This window comes from Leucobacter sp. NPDC077196 (genome assembly GCF_040687075.1).
GTDB lineage: Bacteria > Actinomycetota > Actinomycetes > Actinomycetales > Microbacteriaceae > Leucobacter.
The window spans coordinates 132,550-149,170 of the sequence record NZ_JBFBML010000005.1; the positions used below are offsets into that span (position 1 = coordinate 132,550).

Annotated in this window: 15 protein-coding genes; 6 read left to right on the top strand and 9 right to left on the bottom strand. The window is 69.9% G+C overall.

Going from position 1 to position 16,621, the window contains the following annotated elements:
- The first annotated feature begins 119 nt into the window (after positions 1–119).
- Together AB0O71_RS07440 and AB0O71_RS07445 are read left to right on the top strand one after the other, a co-directional pair.
- Positions 120–3,017: an MMPL family transporter gene (locus AB0O71_RS07440; protein ID WP_363743798.1), complete on the top strand. Its 2,898-nt coding sequence runs from the start codon at positions 120–122 to the stop codon at positions 3,015–3,017.
- On the top strand, positions 3,014–5,110 hold the full coding sequence (locus AB0O71_RS07445; RefSeq protein WP_363743800.1) for a YhgE/Pip domain-containing protein: 2,097 nt from the start codon (positions 3,014–3,016) through the stop codon (positions 5,108–5,110). Before AB0O71_RS07440 ends, AB0O71_RS07445 begins: the two co-directional genes overlap by 4 nt.
- On the opposite strand, the gene AB0O71_RS07450 is transcribed toward AB0O71_RS07445, so the two are convergent.
- Together AB0O71_RS07450 and AB0O71_RS07455 are read right to left on the bottom strand one after the other, a co-directional pair.
- Positions 5,057–6,331 carry an MFS transporter gene (locus AB0O71_RS07450; protein ID WP_363743802.1) on the bottom strand — a complete coding sequence of 425 codons (1,275 nt, stop codon included), beginning with the start codon at positions 6,329–6,331 and terminating at the stop codon, positions 5,057–5,059. The two genes, AB0O71_RS07445 and AB0O71_RS07450, sit on opposite strands and share 54 nt — an antisense overlap.
- Positions 6,309–7,205, bottom strand: coding sequence for a dihydrodipicolinate synthase family protein (locus AB0O71_RS07455; protein WP_363743804.1), 897 nt, complete (start codon positions 7,203–7,205; stop codon positions 6,309–6,311). Before AB0O71_RS07455 ends, AB0O71_RS07450 begins: the two co-directional genes overlap by 23 nt.
- 127 nt (positions 7,206–7,332) lie before the next feature.
- On the opposite strand from AB0O71_RS07455, the gene AB0O71_RS07460 reads away from it, so the two are divergent.
- Positions 7,333–8,802: a PLP-dependent aminotransferase family protein gene (locus AB0O71_RS07460; RefSeq protein WP_363743806.1), complete on the top strand. Its 1,470-nt coding sequence runs from the start codon at positions 7,333–7,335 to the stop codon at positions 8,800–8,802.
- Here the strand turns inward: AB0O71_RS07460 and AB0O71_RS07465 are convergent.
- The 7 genes from AB0O71_RS07465 to paaA all read right to left on the bottom strand — a co-directional run bounded on the left by AB0O71_RS07465 (position 8,793) and on the right by paaA (position 13,855).
- Positions 8,793–9,167, bottom strand: coding sequence for a hotdog fold thioesterase (locus AB0O71_RS07465; RefSeq protein WP_363743908.1), 375 nt, complete (start codon positions 9,165–9,167; stop codon positions 8,793–8,795). The two genes, AB0O71_RS07460 and AB0O71_RS07465, sit on opposite strands and share 10 nt — an antisense overlap.
- Before the next feature lie 77 nt (positions 9,168–9,244).
- Entirely contained in the window at positions 9,245–10,036 is a 792-nt protein-coding gene (locus AB0O71_RS07470) for an enoyl-CoA hydratase-related protein (protein WP_363743808.1), read from the bottom strand.
- A gap of 16 nt (positions 10,037–10,052) precedes the next feature.
- Positions 10,053–11,156, bottom strand: coding sequence for a 1,2-phenylacetyl-CoA epoxidase subunit PaaE (paaE, locus tag AB0O71_RS07475; protein WP_363743810.1), 1,104 nt, complete (start codon positions 11,154–11,156; stop codon positions 10,053–10,055).
- A gap of 7 nt (positions 11,157–11,163) precedes the next feature.
- Entirely contained in the window at positions 11,164–11,673 is a 510-nt protein-coding gene (gene paaD, locus AB0O71_RS07480) for a 1,2-phenylacetyl-CoA epoxidase subunit PaaD (protein ID WP_363743812.1), read from the bottom strand.
- The gene (paaC, locus tag AB0O71_RS07485) at positions 11,667–12,533 is read right to left on the bottom strand and encodes a 1,2-phenylacetyl-CoA epoxidase subunit PaaC (protein WP_363743815.1); all 867 of its coding nucleotides are present in this window, start codon (positions 12,531–12,533) and stop codon (positions 11,667–11,669) included. Before paaC ends, paaD begins: the two co-directional genes overlap by 7 nt.
- Positions 12,530–12,835 carry a 1,2-phenylacetyl-CoA epoxidase subunit PaaB gene (gene paaB / locus AB0O71_RS07490; protein ID WP_339971584.1) on the bottom strand — a complete coding sequence of 102 codons (306 nt, stop codon included), beginning with the start codon at positions 12,833–12,835 and terminating at the stop codon, positions 12,530–12,532. The genes paaC and paaB overlap by 4 nt, the downstream gene beginning before the upstream one ends.
- A gap of 54 nt (positions 12,836–12,889) precedes the next feature.
- Positions 12,890–13,855, bottom strand: a complete 966-nt coding sequence (gene paaA, locus AB0O71_RS07495) for a 1,2-phenylacetyl-CoA epoxidase subunit PaaA (RefSeq protein WP_363743818.1) — start codon at positions 13,853–13,855, stop codon at positions 12,890–12,892.
- Positions 13,856–14,025: 170 nt separating this feature from the next.
- Between paaA and paaI the strand changes: the two genes are divergently transcribed.
- From paaI to AB0O71_RS07510, 3 genes are all read left to right on the top strand, one after another.
- Positions 14,026–14,493 carry a hydroxyphenylacetyl-CoA thioesterase PaaI gene (gene paaI / locus AB0O71_RS07500; protein ID WP_363743820.1) on the top strand — a complete coding sequence of 156 codons (468 nt, stop codon included), beginning with the start codon at positions 14,026–14,028 and terminating at the stop codon, positions 14,491–14,493.
- Between the two features lie 26 nt (positions 14,494–14,519).
- Entirely contained in the window at positions 14,520–15,881 is a 1,362-nt protein-coding gene (paaK, locus tag AB0O71_RS07505; RefSeq protein ID WP_363743822.1) for a phenylacetate--CoA ligase PaaK, read from the top strand.
- Positions 15,882–15,955: 74 nt separating this feature from the next.
- Positions 15,956–16,612, top strand: a complete 657-nt coding sequence (locus AB0O71_RS07510; RefSeq protein WP_363743825.1) for a TetR/AcrR family transcriptional regulator — start codon at positions 15,956–15,958, stop codon at positions 16,610–16,612.
- Positions 16,613–16,621: the final 9 nt, after the last annotated feature.

The window sequence follows — 16,621 nt, forward strand, 5'->3', positions numbered from 1 at the left end:
CCCAATCAGATACACTCGTGTATCGAAACGGATGCACTCGTGTATCGATCGCCGAATTGGCGGTCAGGCGCACCCCGACCCGTTCCCCTCCCGCCCGAGATCGAAAGGCCTCACCCCGCATGTCGACACTGCTGCACGCCATCGGACTCTGGGCGACCCGCGCGAGATGGCTGGTGCTCGCGACCTGGATCGCGATCCTCGCGGTGCTCGGCATCGCCGCCGGCCTGTTCTCGCAGGGGGCGAACGCGCCCATCACGATTCCCGGCACGGAGTCGCAGGAGGCGATCGACACGCTCGGGCGCACATTCCCCGAGGTGAGCGGCACGAGTGCGACGATCATCGTCGTCGCCGCAGACGGCGAGCGGGCGGACCAGCAGCCCTACGAGCAGACCATCGTCGACGCCGTCGACGAACTCGAGCAACTCGACGACGTGAGTGCGGTGACCCACCCGTTCGACGAGCAGGCCGCGGCGGGCCTGAGCGACGACGGGCAGGCGGCGCTCGTCACCGTGCAGATCACCGGCGCGCAGAGCGATGTGTCCGACGCGACGGCCGACGGCATCATCGCCGTAGCCGAACAGCTGCAGGATCGCCTGCCCGCCGACGCGGAAGTCTCGTACGGCGGAGACGTGTTCTCGGTCTCGATCCCCGGCTTCACCGCGACCGAGGCGATCGGCGTCGTCATCGCATTCGTCGTGCTGCTCTTCACGCTCGGGTCGCTCGTCGCGGCGGGCATGCCGCTCATCATCGCCATCATCGGCGTTGGCGTGACGATCGCGGGTCTGTTCGTCACGACGGCCTTCGCCGAGATGACCTCGACGACCCCGATGCTCGCGCTCATGCTCGGGCTCGCGGTCGGCATCGACTACACCCTCTTCATCGTGAGCAGGCATCAGGAGCAACTGAGGTCGGGGCTCGGAGTCACCGAGTCGATCGCCCGGGCGACGGCGACGAGCGGCTCGGCCGTCGTGTTCGCGGGGCTCACCGTGATCATCGCCCTACTCGGCCTCGCGGTCGCGGGCATTCCGTTCCTCACCGCGCTCGGGGTCGCCGCCGCCGCCGGTGTCGCGGTGGCCGTGCTCATCGGGGTGACGCTCACGCCTGCCGTCCTCGCCATGGCAGGGCTGAAGATCCTCCCGAAACGGCAGCGCGCCGCGCTCGCCGCCGGCGCACCGATCGAGTCAGCACCGGCCAGCGCCTCCCACGGCCCCAGCCGCGCCGACCGCTTCTTCGGCGGATGGGTGCGCGGAGTGACGGCGAAGCCGGTCGCGACGATCCTCGCCGTTCTGGTCGTGCTCGGCGTCGCAGCGATTCCGATGACGCAGCTGCGGCTCGCGCTCCCCGGGGCCGAGACACTCGAGGAGACCGACCCGGCTCGCGTCACCTACGAGCTGACCGGGGAGCACTTCGGCGAGGGGGCGAACGGGCCGCTCATCCTCACCGGATCGATCATCACCAGCGATGATCCCGTCGGTCTGATGCAAGATCTGGCCGACGAGGTGCGCGACATTCCCGGCGTGCACGACGTGCCGCTCGCGACCCCGAACCAGAACGCGGATACCGGCATCATCCAGGTCGTGCCCGAGGAGGGGCCGCAAGCGGAGAGCACCTCCGAGCTCGTCGCCGAGCTCAGAGCGCACCACGACGAGTGGCTCGACGACTACGGGGTCAGTCTCGCCGTGACGGGATTCACCGCGGTGGGCATCGACGTGTCGAACCTGCTTGGCGAAGCGCTGCTGCCGTTCGGGGTGCTGGTGGTCGGACTCTCGCTGATCCTGCTCGCCATGGTCTTCCGCTCGGTCTGGGTGCCGATCAAGGCGACCCTCGGCTACCTGCTCTCCGTGGGCGCCGCCTTCGGAGCCGTGGTCGCCGTCTTCCAGTGGGGATGGCTCGGCGATGCGCTCAACGTGCACGCCACCGGACCGGTGCTCAGCTTCATGCCGATCATCTTGATGGGGGTGCTCTTCGGGCTCGCAATGGACTACGAAGTGTTCCTCGTCTCGCGCATCCGCGAGGAGTACGTGCACGGCGCAGATGCTCAGACCGCGATCCGGCGCGGCTTCGTCGGCAGCGCGAAAGTGGTGACCGCCGCGGCGCTCATCATGTTCGCGGTGTTCGCGGCCTTCGTGCCCGAGGGCGACCCGAGCATCAAGGTGATCGCGCTCGGGCTCGCGGTCGGCGTCTTCGTCGACGCCTTCATCGTGCGCATGACGCTCGTGCCGGCGGTCTTGGCGCTCCTCGGCGACCGCGCCTGGAGCATGCCGGGCTGGCTGAGCCGCGTGCTGCCGTCGTTCGATGTGGAAGGCGAAGGTCTCGCCCGCGAGATCGCGCACGCTGCATGGCCGGCGGACATGCCACAGGCGCGGATCGCGGCGGACGCGCTCGTCCTGCCCGGCGACGCCGCGAGCACGTCTGGCGGCGCGGGTGGCGCGGATGCGGCGGGTGTCGGAGCGCCGACGATTCGCGTCGGAGCCGGCGAAGCGCTGGTGCTGGACCCGCAGCAGACGGGCCGAGCCGTGCCGATCGCCGAAGCGCTGTCGGGCCGCGGGCCGATCATCGCCGGTACGGCGAAGGTGGCCGGCCTCCTGCTGCCGGAGCGCGCGGCATCCCTGCGCTCGCGCGCGGCCTGGGCGACGCCGGCGACGCTGCGCGAGGCATTGCAGGATCGCCCGGCCGTACTCGTGCTCGACCTGCGCGAGGCGGGGCAGGCCGATGCCTCGTCGGCGGCCGTCGACGGCATGCGTTCGGCGTTCGCAGCGCATGCGGTGTCGGTCGCACGGGGAGCGGCGCCAGAAGTCACGCCGGTCGTGCTCGGCGGCGCCGAGCTCGCGCGGCGGATCCTGCCAGAGGGCACGGAGCTGGTGACGCTCGACCGCGCCTCCGCCGCGGCCTCGGCCCGCGTTCCGTCCCCCGTTTCGACTCCGCCCGCTGAAAGCGCGACAGAACGTCCGCTCATCAGTCCCGAGAAACCAGAAGTTCTGTCGCATTTCAGCGACAGTGAAGGGAGCGCACGATGAGTGCCGCGTTGACCCGGCTCACGAACGACCGTCCGGTTCGCTGGACGACGATCGTCGGCATCATGCTCGTCCCCCTCACGGTCGCAGGGATCCTGCTGTGGGGGCTCTGGAATCCGACGGAGCGCCTCGAGAACGTGACGGCCGCCGTCGTGAACCTCGACGAGGGCGCGGAAGTCGATGGGCAGACCGTGCCGCTCGGCCGCGTGCTCGCTGGCGAACTCATCGGCGATCCGGCCCCTGACACGGCGGCGTCGTCCGACGACAGCGGCACGACTAACTTCACGTGGGTGCTCACCGATGCCGACGACGCTGCAGCGGGCGTGACCGACGGCCGGTACGCGACTGTCGTCACCATCCCGAAGAGCTTCTCGGCAGATGCGACGTCGCTCTCGGGCGACCCCGGCGAGGCGAAGCAGGCGAGGATCGGCGTGACGGAGAGTGATCGCGGCCGCCTCATCGACACCGCGCTCTCGGGCATCGTGACGCAGACGGCGACGCAGGTGCTGAACGAGCAGCTCGGCGCGCAGTTCGTCGACGGCGTGTACGTCGGCTTCAACGAGCTCGGCGCCGGCGTGGGCGACGCCGCTGACGGGGCGGATCAGCTGGTGACGGGCGCCTCCGAGCTGTCAGCCGGCGCGGCGCAGCTCGACGGCGGCGCTGCTCAGCTCGCGGACGGCACGACGCAACTCGCCGACGGCACCCAGCAGTTGGCGACGGGCGCCGGAACCCTGGCGACGGGCTCGGGTGAACTCGCCTCCGGCGTGGGGCAGTACGTCTCGGGCGCGCAGCAGTTGGCCGACGCGTATCCGCAGCTCTCGGCAGGCGCCACCGCCGCGGTGCAGCAGCTGCAGACGCTCATCGGGGCGCTGACGCAGCTGCAGGCGGCTTCGGCCGAGCCGTCGGCGCAGCTCGAGCAGGGGCTGACGAGCGCCGGCGCGGGTGCGGCAGCGTTCGGCGCCGATATCGAACCGCTGGTCACGGATTGCGCGGTTTCTACCGGCGACCTCGAGTACTGCCAGCGGTTGGGCGAATCGCTGCAGGCTCACGCCGGAGCCATCGGCGGAGGGCTTGCGACCGCGAGCGATGGGGCGGCGGGGGTCGCTGAGGCTTCTCAGGCACTGCAGCAGCAGCTCGGCGGCGCGGCTGCGCCAGGCGCGGACCCGAATGCGCAGTTGGACCAGCTGGCCACTGGTCTGTCGCAGTTCGGCGCCGGTCTGAACGAGCTCGCCGAGCAGGGCGGGCAACTCTCCGCCGGCGCGGCACAGCTCGCCGACGGTGCGGCGCAGCTGAGCACCGGAACCGGGGAGCTCGCGGCGAACGCCCCGCAACTGGCCGACGGCGCGAGGCAGCTCGCCGATGGCACCTCGGAGCTGGTCGGCGGCACCGAACAGCTGGCCGACGGGGCCGGGGAGCTCGCGACCGGGCTGGAGACTGCGGCGACGGGCGTGCCGACCACCACGAATGCGGAGCGCGAGCGGCTCGCGAAGGCCGCGGTGACGCCGGTGCTGGCCGAGGGCGGCAGCGATGAGCTCTTCACGGCTTCAGGTGTGCCGCTCTTCGCGGGCATCGCGCTGTGGGCGGGTGCGCTCGCCGTATTCCTCGTGCTGTCGCCGCTCTGGCGGCGTACCCGTGCGGCTGCCCGCGGGATCGGGTTCATCACGCTCCGCAGCGCATTGCCCGCAATCGGCCTCGGCGCGATCCAGGGCGTCGCCGCCGGGGTGGCCCTGCCGATCGCGCTCGGGTACGACTTCGGCCAGGGCGTTCAGTTCTTCGGCTTCGCGCTGCTCGCGGGTATCGCCTTCGCGCTGCTCGTGCAGGGGCTCTCGGCGCTGCTCGGAGGCTTCGGCCGCTTTGTCGCATTCGTGCTGCTGGTCGTCGCCTTCGCGGTCGGGATCGTTTCCACCGTTCCGGCAGCGCTCGCGGCGGTCGGCGACTTCAGCCCGCTCGGCGCGGCGCTCGACGGCTTCCAATCGATCGCCACGGGTGCCGGATCGGCCGGGGGCGCTGCCGTGCTGCTCCTGCTGTGGGCGGCGGCGGGTCTAGTGCTCACCGGGTTCGCCGTCGTGCGAGCTCGCCGCTCGGCGGCGCGCTAGCGGGTGCGCGGCCGCGCCCGCGGCTCGCGACCGCGCGCTCGCGAGCGCCGCGACGACGCAGACGCCCGCCACAAGCGCCACGGGCATCCACGCTGCCCCGAAGAGCAGCACACCGGCGGTGGCCGTTCCCGCAGAACCGGCGGCGATCTTCAACGCGCCGACCCAGATGAAGACCTGACCGCGGGCCTCGGCCGGTGCGTACTCGCTGCGGGCCGCGAGCGTCGCCGCGAAGAACAGTGCGTTCGCGATTCCCGCCGCACCGCAGGCGACGAGTGCTGCGACGAAGCTCGGCATCGCGGCCACGACGGCCAATGCTGCGGCGACGACGAAGCACAGCACCACGATGAGTCGATCGGCGTCTCCCGGCAGCGGCTTCACCATGAGGATCGCCGACCCGATCAGGTTGCCCACCCCGTACCCGGCGATGAGCGTTCCCGCGAGCGCCGCGCCGCCGAACTGCGGAGCGATCGCCACCGCGTAGATCGGGAGCACGGCGACTGAGAACGCGACCGTGACCGTGAGCGCGAGCGTGCGCCGCAGTGGGCCGGAGCGCCAGATCTGCCGGAGCGTCTGCAGCGGCGAGGGCACTGCAGACGCATCGGTGGCGGGAGGCTGACGGGGGAGCGCCAGCACCGCAGCTGCACCGATGATCGCGGCCGCGGCGAGCACGAGAGCGGCTGCGAGCGGGCCCGGCCCGGCGGCGAGCCAGGCCACCGACGCGGGGCCGAGCGTGCCGCTGACGCCGTAACTCGCCACGTCCCAGCTCTGCGCTCGCCGCTGGTGCTGCCGAGACGGCCCGGCGATCGCGGGGAGCCTGCTGCTGATGCCGCCGGTGAGCATTGGGCCGAACAAGCCGGAGATGAACAGGAGGACGGCGGGAACGGCCGCCCAAGTGTGGGGCAGGAGGAGCGCGGCGATGCCGAGAAGCGCACCGTGCACGACGGCAGAGACGGCGATGACGACTCGCCCGTCACGGGCAGTGTCGAGCCGCCGGGAGATGAACGGACCGAGCAGATGGGGCGCGGTGATCGATGCTCCGAGGAGGCCGGATACCCACGCCGGCAGGCCGGTGTGCTGCGCGAGCAGCACGATCGCGACGACCGCGCCGCCGTCGGCACTCCGCACGAGTGTCGCCGCGAAGACGTACCGCGCGAGCCCGCCGCTGCGCTGAAGCGCGCCGCCGCCCGCTGCGGGCGCGTCAGCCGTCGAGGCCGAGTTCATCGATGACCCGCGCGACCTCGGCGCGCTGAGCTGCGGATAGACCCAGGATCGGCAACGGGAGCGATCGCGGTGCGACGAGTCCGAGCAGTTCGGCGATTGCGGCGGTGACGCGCAGGCTTCCGCCCATCGTGCTGAAGAGATTCCAGAGCGGTTGCAGTTCTGCTGATGCCTGGAGCGCCGCGTCGCGATCTCCCGCCTGCGCCGCGCGGGCGATGCGCAGGGCGACCTCTGGGAGGGTGCCTGCGATCACCGAGTACCAGGCGTCGCACCCCGCGGTGAGACCCGCGGCGGCGGATGCGTCGCCCGAGATGCCGACCGTCACATGGTCGGGGAGCACCGCACGAATCTGGGCCATGCGATCCGACGCTGCGGCATCGCCCTCCGGGAGGGCGGGAATCTTGACCGACGCGATGCCGGGCAGTTGCGCGATGCGGCCGTAGAGCTCGGTGGTGAAGGTGAAATGCGTCGTGCCGGGGTTGTCGTAGACGATCACCGGGAGATCAGTGCTGCGACTGACCGCGGCGAAGAGCTCGAAGACGTCGTCGTGCGTCAGCGGCTGATAGGTCATCGGGGCGAGCAACACGCCGGAGGCGCCAGCTGCTTCGGCGCTCCGCACATTCTCGAGCACGTGGGAGGTGCGGAGCGCGCCGACTCCGACATGCACGGGCATCGCACCCGCGTGGCGCACGGCGATTCGAGCCACGCTCGCGCGCTCCGCCGGGGTCAGGTAGGCGTAGGAGCCCGTCGACCCGAGCGCGGTGATCGAGTCGACTCCCGAGGCTGCGAGTCGTTCGATCAGTCGCGCGTACGCGGCTTCGTCCACTGCATCATCGGTGAACGGGGTGAGGGGAAACGCACTGAGACCGGTGAACACGGGTGGACTCCATTCCTGGGGAAGCGCGCCATCGACGACGCACACGGTATAGGCTCCATCGTGGCGGGGAAACTGGTGGTGCGGTTACACCGGAAAACATCGATTTCAGTAGACCAGAAAGAGTGCGATGAGACATCGGATCCCCGTCGACCTCGTGCTCGAGACGTCGGTTCCGCCGGCCAAAACTGCTCGAGAGCACTTGGTCGAGCAGTTGCGCGGAGCGGTGCTCGGCGGCACGATCGCTGCGGGGGCGCAGCTTCCCTCGTCCCGCTCGCTCGCGGCCGCGACGGGATTCTCTCGGGGCACCGTCATCGCCGCCTTCGAAGAACTGATCGGTGAGGGGTACTTCGTTTCGGTGCCGGGATCGGGCACGTTCGTCGCCGCGGGTCTCGGGGGCGGCGCGGCTCGGCGGGTGGCACCGGAATCGGAGCCCGCGGCGCATCGACCCCTCGCGACACCTGCGCCGATCCCCAGCGCGCACAATCTGTCGCCCGGAAGCCCGTCGACGCGGTTCGGCAGCACTCGAGAGTGGCAGACCGCCTGGCGCCGGGCACTCCGGCGCGAGCTCCCCTCGGTGCCGCCACCGCCCGCCGGCGACGAACGCCTGCGAGAACTCATCGCCGAGCATCTGCTGCAGGCCCGCGGGGTGCAGTGCGGTCGAGACGACGTGCTGCTCACCGCGGGCACGAACGACGGGATCGGGCTGCTCATGCACGGGCTCAGCGCTGAGGGCCCCGTCGGCGCGCGGATCGCGACCGAGGAACCCGGGTATCCGGCATCGCGCCGGGTGATCCGGAGACTCGGCGGGCAGTCGATCCCCATTCCGGTGCGCGACGGCGGGATGGACGTCGAGGAGCTGCGCTCGCGGGGCGGGCGGTTCGCGGGGGCGCTGCTCACTCCGAGCCATCAGTATCCGCTCGGCGGGCGCATGCCGGTCGCCGCCCGGCTCGCCGTTCTCGACTGGGCGCGCGACCATGACGCCCTGGTGATCGAGGACGACTACGACAGCGAGTTCCGGCACGGCGCCCCGGCGCTGCCGGCGATCGCATCGCTCGACGACGAGCGCCGCGTCGCGCTGGTCGGCAGCTACTCGAAGACGCTTTCGCCCTGGCTTCGGTGCGGCTACGTCGTCGTGACGAATCCGGAGATCCGCGAGCGAGCGATCGCGGCGCGCGCCGACCTCGGGCTTCCGCTCTCGGGAACGGTGCAGCATGCACTCGCGGAGTTCTTGGAGAGCGGCGGCCTCCGCAGGCATCTCGCCCGGGTCGGACGCGAATACGCGCATCGGCGCACGCTCGTGATCGACGCGTTCGACGGGGTGCCGGGGGTCCGCGTGCACGCGGTCGAAGCGGGGCTGCACGCGACGCTGACGTGGGAGCCTGGCCCGTCAGCCGCTGCGGCGGCGCGCGGCCTCGCGGCACGAGGGGTGACCGTGGCGCCGCTCCACACCTACTACGACAACCCCGAGACCGCGCCCCATGGCCTCGTACTCGGCTACGGAGCGTCGACCGATGTGCAGCTGCACGACGCGCTGCGGCACATCACCGAAGTGCTCGCGGGGCCAGGGGGCGAGTGCAGAACCGACGATCAGGGCTGAGGATCAGTACGCGCGTGATCCGGCATCGCCTTGATGAGATTGCTCATCCGCATTGTGCAGCAGCGGCGGCCGGCCTCGTCGGTGACGACGATCTCGTGCACGGCGAGGCTGCCGCCCAGGTGCACCGGCGTGCAGACGGCGGTCACGAAGCCTTCGGTGGCCGACCGGGTATGGGTCGCATTGATGTCGACGCCCACCGCGAGGCGGCCGGGGCCGGCGTGCAGATTGGCGGCGAGCGATCCGAGCGTCTCGCCGAGCACCACGTAGGCGCCGCCGTGCAAGAACCCGACGGTCTGGCGGTTGCCGCGAACGGGCATGCGGCCCACCGTGCGCTCGACGGTGAACTCGAGAAACTCGATGCCCATCGCTTCGGCGAGCTCGCCCGCGCCGTTCTCGGCGACCCAGTTGCCAGCGTCGTTTCTCGTGGCTCCGCTGCCCGCGCTCACGCGAGGGTTCCCCGCCGAGCGCCGCCCGTGAACTCCGGCCGTCGCTTCTGCTGGAACGCCGCGAAGCCCTCGCGGTAGTCGTCGGTGTCGCAGAGCGCGGTCTGCACGCGGTTCTCGTGCGCCATCGACTGCCACAGCCCGAGCCGCTCATCGCGCAGCTCGGCGACGAGCGCCTTCGACGCGAGAAACGCCTCGGTGGCGCCGCGCGCCGCGCTCGCCGCCGCGGCCCGGGTCGCTTCGAGCACATCGGCGTCGGGGAAGGACTGCGAGAACAGGCCCGCTGTCACCGCCTCGGCGCCCGACATGAGGCGGCCCGTGTAGATGAGATCGAGGGTGCGGTGCGCCCCGAGGCGTTCGAAGAAGAGCGCGTGCCCGCCCGAGTCGAGCGTTGCGCCGAGGTTCGCGAAGGGGCTGCCGATCTTGGCGGTCTCGGCCACGTAGACCACGTCGCTCGCGATGAGCAGGCCGAGCCCGACGCCGAGACACGCCCCGTGCGCGACGGCGAATGTGGGGGCGGGGAAACGGCTCATGCGTTCGAGCAGCGGCTGCACGAGACCGTCGAGGTAGCCGAGCACGTCGTCGGAGCGGGGGTCGACGCCGGAGATGTCTCGCCCTGCGCAGAAGGCGCGCCCCTCACCGCGCAGCACGAGCGCGCGCACCCGCTGCTGTTCGGCCTCTGCGTAGGCATCGGAGAGCTGGCGGATGTCGTCGGGCGCGAGCGCGTTGAGTCGCTCGGGTGCGTCGAGCGTGATCTCGGCGATGTCATCGGCGACGGTCAGGGTGATCATGCTGGCTCCGATCGGGTCACGCGTCGTAGTCGACGACCACGCGGTCTGATTGCGGGTGAGATTGGCAGGTGAGCACGTATCCGCGCTCGAGCTCTTCGGCCTCAAGCGCGTAATTCTCGGTCATCGACACCGATCCGGTGACGACCCGCGCGCGGCAGGTGCCGCAGACGCCCCCGGCGCAGGCGAACGGTACGTCGCTGCGCACGCGCAGTGCCGCGTTCAAGATGGTCTCCCGTGCCGCGACCGGGCTCTCGACCGAGGCGGAGGTGCCGTCGAGGGTGAAGTCGATGGTGATCGTCTCTTCCCCGGTGCGCACCTCGACGGGTCTCGCCCGCGTCGGAGCGGGCTCGCCCGTCGAGAACAGCTCGAAGCGCACGTGCGAGGTCTCGACGCCGTGCTCGGCGAGGAGGTCGCGGCACAGCTGCACGAGCTCGAAGGGGCCGCAGAGCACCCATTCGTCGGCCATGCCGACCGGGATCACGGTGTTCAGGATGGTGCGCAGTCGCTCCTCGTCGAGGCGGCCTGACATCACGGGGGCTGACCGCTGCTCGCGCGAGAGCACGTGGTGGATGGCGAAGCGCTGCGGATAGCGGTCCTTCAGGTCGGCGAGCTCTTCGACGAACATGACGTCGAGCGAGGAGCGGTTCGTGAAGAGCAGGTCGAACCGGCTGGTCTCGCTGTGGGTGAGCACGCGATGGGCCATCGTGATGACGGGCGTGATGCCGGAGCCCGCGGCGATACCGACGACGTGCCGGCCGTCGAGCTCGTCGAGATTCGAGGTGAAGGCTCCCTGCGGGGTCATCACCTGCAGCGTGTCGCCGGCCCGCAGGGACTCGTTGGCCCAGCTGGAGAAGCGGCCTCCGAGGTCTCGTTTGATCGCGACCGAGATGCGCCCGGGCGTCGGAGGCCTGCAGATCGAGTACGAGCGGCGAAGGTCCTCGCCGTCGATGGTGGTGCGGAGGGCGAGGTACTGCCCGGCGAGGTACGTGAACTCTGGCGCGAGCTCGTCTGGCACCTCGAAGGTCACCTCGACGCTCGATTCGGTGAGCGGGCGCACCTCAGCGACTCGCAGCTCATGGAAGGTCGCGCGCTGCTTCGCGCCGAGATTGATGGCGGCCATGGTGCTCCTAGTGAACCTTGAAGTAGTCGAACGGCTCGAGGCACTCCTGGCACTCGTAGAGGGCCTTGCACGAGGTGGAGCCGAAGCGGGCGATCTCGCGGGTGCGGGTCGAGTGGCAGCGCGGGCACTTCACGGCGAGTGCGACGGTAATCGGACCCTGACGCCCAGCCGCGCGGAAGTCGGGGGGAGCGATGCCGTAGGCCTCGAGCTTGCGCTTGCCGGCGTCGCTCATCCAGTCGGTGGTCCAGGCCGGGCTGAGCGTCGTATCGACGCGCACCTGCGGGTAGCCGGCCTCGTGCAGTCGCGCGGCGACGTCGTCGCGCATCTGATCGATGGCCGGGCAGCCCGAATACGTCGGTGTCAGCACCACGCGCACTTCGGCGTCGGTGGCCACCACCGAGCGGAGCACTCCCAGGTCTTCGATGGTGAGCACGGGCACCTCGGGATCCGGCACCTGCGCAGCGATATCCCATACCCGTGCCGCCGCTGGTTCTGCCGGGCGCAACGGGGTCACCATGACGCTCCCGGGTGCCGACGCGGCAGCCACTGCATCTCGGCGAGAATGTAGCCGAGTCGCGTGCTGTGCATGCCGTGGCGGCCGCGCGCGAGGGCGGGCTGCACCTGGGGAACCTCGAGCTCGGCCTCGGAGAGCACGGTGCGCACGGTGTCGTCGAAGCCTGCTCGGAGGTCGCTCGGTCGCACGGCGATGCCTGAGAGGCGGTCGATGAGCGGATCGTCGGCGAAGAGCTCGTCGACGTACGGCCACAGGTCTCGCAGCGACACCGTGATGCGCTCGCGCGACTCCTCGGTGCCCAGGGCGAGGCGGAGAATCCACTGAGCGGAATGGTCGAGGTGGTAGCGCACCTCCCGCTCGGCCTTTCCGGCGATCGCGCGGAGTGTCGCATCGGTGCTCGAGAGCAGCTGGCGATACAGCTCGGCTTGATAAGCGGAGAAGATGAACTGACGGGCGATCGTGTCGCCGTAGTGCCCGTTCGGCTGCTCGACGAGCCAGCAATTGCGGAACTCGGGCTCGTCGCGCCAGAACGCGAGGTCGTCTTCGCTGCGACCCGTCGCGCTGCCTGCGTAGCGCAGCAGCGATCGCGCGTGGCCCAGCACGTCGAGCGCGATGTTGCTCAGGGCGAGGTCCTCCTCGAGCTCGGGCCCGCGCGACACCCACCACCCGAGTTGCTGGGAGAGGATCAGCGAGTCGTCTCCGAGACGCAGGGCGTACTCGGCGACGTCGGGTGTCGCTACCTCGCCGGAGCCGGTCAGCTCGTCGGCGAGTTCGAGGTCGTCGACGCTGACGTCACCGTGGAGATCGTCGACGCTGACGTCACCGAGGAGGTCGGCGGCGGCCGCGGCGGGCTCGGTGCTCACAGGTGCTTCACCCCTTCCGCGCGCGAGTAGTAGACGGCGTGCCTGAAGTTCTTGCCCGCAGGCGACTCGAAGAACACGCCCTTCGAGTCGGGGTCGCTCGTGGTGATCGCCGCCGCGGGAACGACCCAGATCGAGACGCCCTCGTGGCGCCGCGTGTACAGGTCTCGCGCGTTGCGCAGCGCCATCGCCTCATCGGGTGCGTGCAGCGATCCGGCGTGCACGTGGCTCAAGCCGCGGTTGGCGCGAATGAACACCTCCCACAGGGGCCAGGCCTCGGTGCCGGTCTCTCCGGGTGTCGACATCTTCGTCTCCTCGTAACGTGTGCGTACTGCGTGCTGCGTACTGCGTGGTCGCGGTCAGGCCGCGAAACGGCGGCGATCCTGCATCTTCTGCGCGTAGGCGGCCGCGGCCTCGCGCACCCAGGCGCCCTCATCGTGCGCGTCGCGGCGGTGGCGCAGTCGCTCCGCGTTGGCCGGCCCGCGACCCGCGAGCACCTCTTCGAACTCGGTCCAGTCGATCTCGCCCATGATCCACTGGCCCGACTCCTCGTCGTAGCGCAGGTCCGCGTCAGGGCACTCGAGCCCGAGCGCCTCGAACTGCGGTACGCACATACCCACGAAGCGCTGGCGCAGCTCGTCGTTCGAGAAGCGCTTGATCTTCCACGCCATCGACTGCGCGGAGTTCGGCGACGCGTCGTCGCTCGGCCCGAACATCATGAGCGACGGCCAGTACCAGCGGTCGACCGCGTCTTGCGCCATCTGCTTCTGCTCCGGGGTTCCGTGCGAGAGCTCGTACAGAATCTCGAATCCCTGGCGCTGGTGGAACGACTCCTCTTTGCAGATGCGCACCATCGCGCGGCCGTAGGGGCCGTACGAGGCGCGGCAGAGCGGCACCTGGTTGCAGATCGCGGCGCCGTCGACGAGCCAGCCGATCGCCCCCATGTCGGCCCACGTCGGCGTGTGGTAGTTGAAGATCGACGAGTACCGGGCGCGGCCCTCGATGAGCGCGTCGGTCATCTCTTCGCGCGTGATTCCGAGCGTCTGCGCGGCCGAGTAGAGGTAAAGCCCGTGGCCCGCCTCGTCTTGCACCTTCGCGATGAGAATCGACTTGCGCTTGAGGCTCGGCGCTCGGGTGATCCAGTTCGCCTCCGGCTGCATGCCGATGATCTCGGAGTGCGCGTGCTGGGAGATCTGTCGGATCAGGGTGCGCCGATACTTCTCGGGCATCCAGTCGCGGGGCTCGATGCGCTGCTCGTCGGCGATCAGGGCGTCGAAGCGCTCCTGCTCCGCGGTCTCCGTGAGTTCTTCAGTCGTCGTTGCCATCTGGTGCCTCCTTGCATCGGTGCAATGCGCCGCGACTCTCGCTATGAGTGGAACAGTGGTGGTAGAGTTTCCAGTGGAATTACTGACCGACCATTCAGTCAGTATACGCTCCCCGGCCCGCGACCGCAAAGGGGAGTGAGCCTTCCCGAATCGACGCAACGGAGCGCCACATGAGTTCACTGACGAACGTTTCGCCGCACGGCGGCATCGAGGATCGCATCGCCTTCGACCCGAGCTGGTCGGCAACCGCCATGCTCCGCTCGGACACTGCCAAGACGGCATTCGGCATTCGGCTCCATGCGCTCGAGCGCGGCAGGGCCGAGCTGTCGATGGCGGTGCGAGACGACATGGTCAACGGCTTCGGCATCACCCACGGCGGCATGGTCTTCACCCTCGCCGATACGGCCTTCGCCTACGCCTGCAATGAGGGCGAGAACGCCGTCGTCGCATCGGGCGTCGACATCACGTTCACCCGGGCCAGCCGCGCAGGCGACACGCTCACCGCAGTCGCCGAGCGGCGGTGGGTGTCGGGCCGCAACGGGCTCTACGACATCACCGTCCGCGACCAGCACGGCGACACGATCGCCGAATTCCGAGGCCGCTCGTTCGCCACTGACCGGCCGCTGCCCGCCTCCTGAGACTCCGAATACGAAAGAGCGCACCCATGATCAGTGAGACTCACGACCCCGCGGCTCCTGCCGCACCCGCCGCACCCGTCGTCTCCGACGATGCCGGCAACGCCGGCGTCGAAGCCGGCCTGCACCCGGCCGAGCGCCTCACCCGCGCCGAACTCGAGGCGCTGCAACTCGAACGTTTGCAGTGGACGGTGCGCCACGCCTACGAGAACGTGCCCTTTTACCGCGAGAAATTCGCCGCGGCCGGCGTGCATCCCGACGACATCCGCTCCCTCGCAGACATCGAGCGGCTGCCGTTCACGACGAAGAGCGACCTGCGTGACCACTACCCGTTCGGGCTCTTCGCCGTTCCGATGGAGCAGGTGCGCCGCGTGCATGCATCGTCGGGCACGACCGGGCGGCTCACGGTCGTCGGCTACACCGACCGTGACCTCGACAACTGGGCCGACCTCATCGCGCGATCGCTGTACGCCGCAGGCGTGCGGCCCGGCTGGCGCGTACACAACGCGTACGGCTACGGCCTCTTCACGGGCGGGCTCGGCGCCCACGCCGGCATCGAACGCCTCGGCTGCATGGTGATCCCCATGTCTGGCGGCCAGACCGAGAAGCAGGTGCAGCTGATTCGTGACTTCGAGCCCGACGCCATCATGTGCACGCCCAGCTACCTGCTGACGATCGCCGATGCGTTCGAGCGGGCCGGGCTCGACCCGCGCGGCACGAGCCTGAAAGTGGCGATCTGCGGAGCAGAGCCCTGGACCGAGGCGATGCGACGCGAACTCGAGGAACGCATGGACATCCGCGCCGTCGACATCTACGGACTCTCCGAGATGATGGGTCCGGGCGTCGGCAGTGAGTGCGTGGAGACGCAGGACGGTCCCCACATCTGGGAAGATCACTTCCTGCCCGAGATCATCGACGATCAGCTGCAGCAGGTGAGCGACGGCGAGACCGGCGAGCTCGTCTTCACGACGCTGACCAAAGAAGCCTTCCCCATGATCCGCTACCGCACACGCGACCTCACCTCGCTGCACGCCGGCACCGGCCGCCCGGCCCACCGCCGCATCGCCAAGATCACGGGACGCAACGACGACATGATCATCCTGCGCGGCGTCAATCTCTTCCCCACCCAGATCGAGGAGATCGCGTGCGAGGTCGACGGGCTGACGAGCCACTTCGTGCTCGAACTGACGAAGCGGGGGGCGCTGGATCACCTCACGATCAAGATCGAGGCCGATCCAGATGCGCACCCCGACGGTGCAGACGCCGCGCTGCGACGGCTGCAGAAGTGCGTGAAGGATCGGATCGGAGCGACGATCGGCGTGGAACTGGCGCCGATCGGGTCATTGCCGCGCTCGGAGGGAAAGCTCAAGCGCCTCTACGACCTGCGGTAGATTTGCGTGCAGCGCGGAAGACCGCGCTCACGCTTCTGGAGGTGCGGGTCACCGAGCCTGAGGGGAACAGATCCATGGAGAGCTCGGACGCAGCACCCCGCAGGGGCCGACCGGGATACGACCAGAGCAGCATGCTCGAAGTCATCGTGCAGGTCTTCACCGACCACGGGTACGACGCTTCGTCGCTCGGCATGATCTCGAACCGGCTGGGGCTCTCGAAGTCGGCGGTCTACCACCACTTCGCCTCGAAGGCCGAGATGCTCGAGATCGCGCTCGAACGCGCCCTCGGCGCGCTGGAGCGCGTGTTCGACGAGGCCGAGGGGCGCGACACCGCCGAGGGCGGGGAACGCGAGGCGTCCGGTCGAGCCGATGCGGTGGGGCAGATCCGGGAGATCGTGTGCGCCGCCGTGCTCGTCGCCTGCGAGCAGCAGCCCTATCTGATTCTGCTGCTCCGCCTGCATGGCAACTCCGACGTCGAGCTTCGTGCGCTCGAGCGGCGCCGTGCGCTCACCGCGCGGTTGCGCGCCATCTTTGAGCGGGCGCGCAGCGAGGGCGCACTCCGCGACGACCTCGATCCAGGGCTCGCCGCCCGCTTCACGTTCGGCCTCGTGAACTCGCTCGTCGAGTGGTACCGGCCGGATGGCCCCGAGACCCCCGACGCGCTCGCCGACGCGGTGCTCGCCTACGTGCGCTCCGGGCTGCGGGTCAACGAGGTCGCCGACTTCAGATGACCCCGCCCG

Bases quoted from the DNA above. Each gene is read 5' to 3' on its own strand.
- AB0O71_RS07440 (WP_363743798.1), top strand. From the start codon at position 120: ATGTCGACACTGCTGCACGCCATCGGACTCTGGGCGACCCGCGCGAGA.
- paaK (WP_363743822.1), top strand. From the start codon at position 14,520: ATGATCAGTGAGACTCACGACCCCGCGGCTCCTGCCGCACCCGCCGCA.
- paaI (WP_363743820.1), top strand. From the start codon at position 14,026: ATGAGTTCACTGACGAACGTTTCGCCGCACGGCGGCATCGAGGATCGC.
- AB0O71_RS07445 (WP_363743800.1), top strand. From the start codon at position 3,014: ATGAGTGCCGCGTTGACCCGGCTCACGAACGACCGTCCGGTTCGCTGG.
- AB0O71_RS07450 (WP_363743802.1), bottom strand. From the start codon at position 6,331: ATGAACTCGGCCTCGACGGCTGACGCGCCCGCAGCGGGCGGCGGCGCG.
- AB0O71_RS07470 (WP_363743808.1), bottom strand. From the start codon at position 10,036: ATGATCACCCTGACCGTCGCCGATGACATCGCCGAGATCACGCTCGAC.
- AB0O71_RS07510 (WP_363743825.1), top strand. From the start codon at position 15,956: ATGGAGAGCTCGGACGCAGCACCCCGCAGGGGCCGACCGGGATACGAC.
- AB0O71_RS07465 (WP_363743908.1), bottom strand. From the start codon at position 9,167: ATGGGCATCGAGTTTCTCGAGTTCACCGTCGAGCGCACGGTGGGCCGC.
- paaE (WP_363743810.1), bottom strand. From the start codon at position 11,156: ATGGCCGCCATCAATCTCGGCGCGAAGCAGCGCGCGACCTTCCATGAG.
- paaD (WP_363743812.1), bottom strand. From the start codon at position 11,673: ATGGTGACCCCGTTGCGCCCGGCAGAACCAGCGGCGGCACGGGTATGG.
- paaA (WP_363743818.1), bottom strand. From the start codon at position 13,855: ATGGCAACGACGACTGAAGAACTCACGGAGACCGCGGAGCAGGAGCGC.
- paaB (WP_339971584.1), bottom strand. From the start codon at position 12,835: ATGTCGACACCCGGAGAGACCGGCACCGAGGCCTGGCCCCTGTGGGAG.
- AB0O71_RS07460 (WP_363743806.1), top strand. From the start codon at position 7,333: ATGAGACATCGGATCCCCGTCGACCTCGTGCTCGAGACGTCGGTTCCG.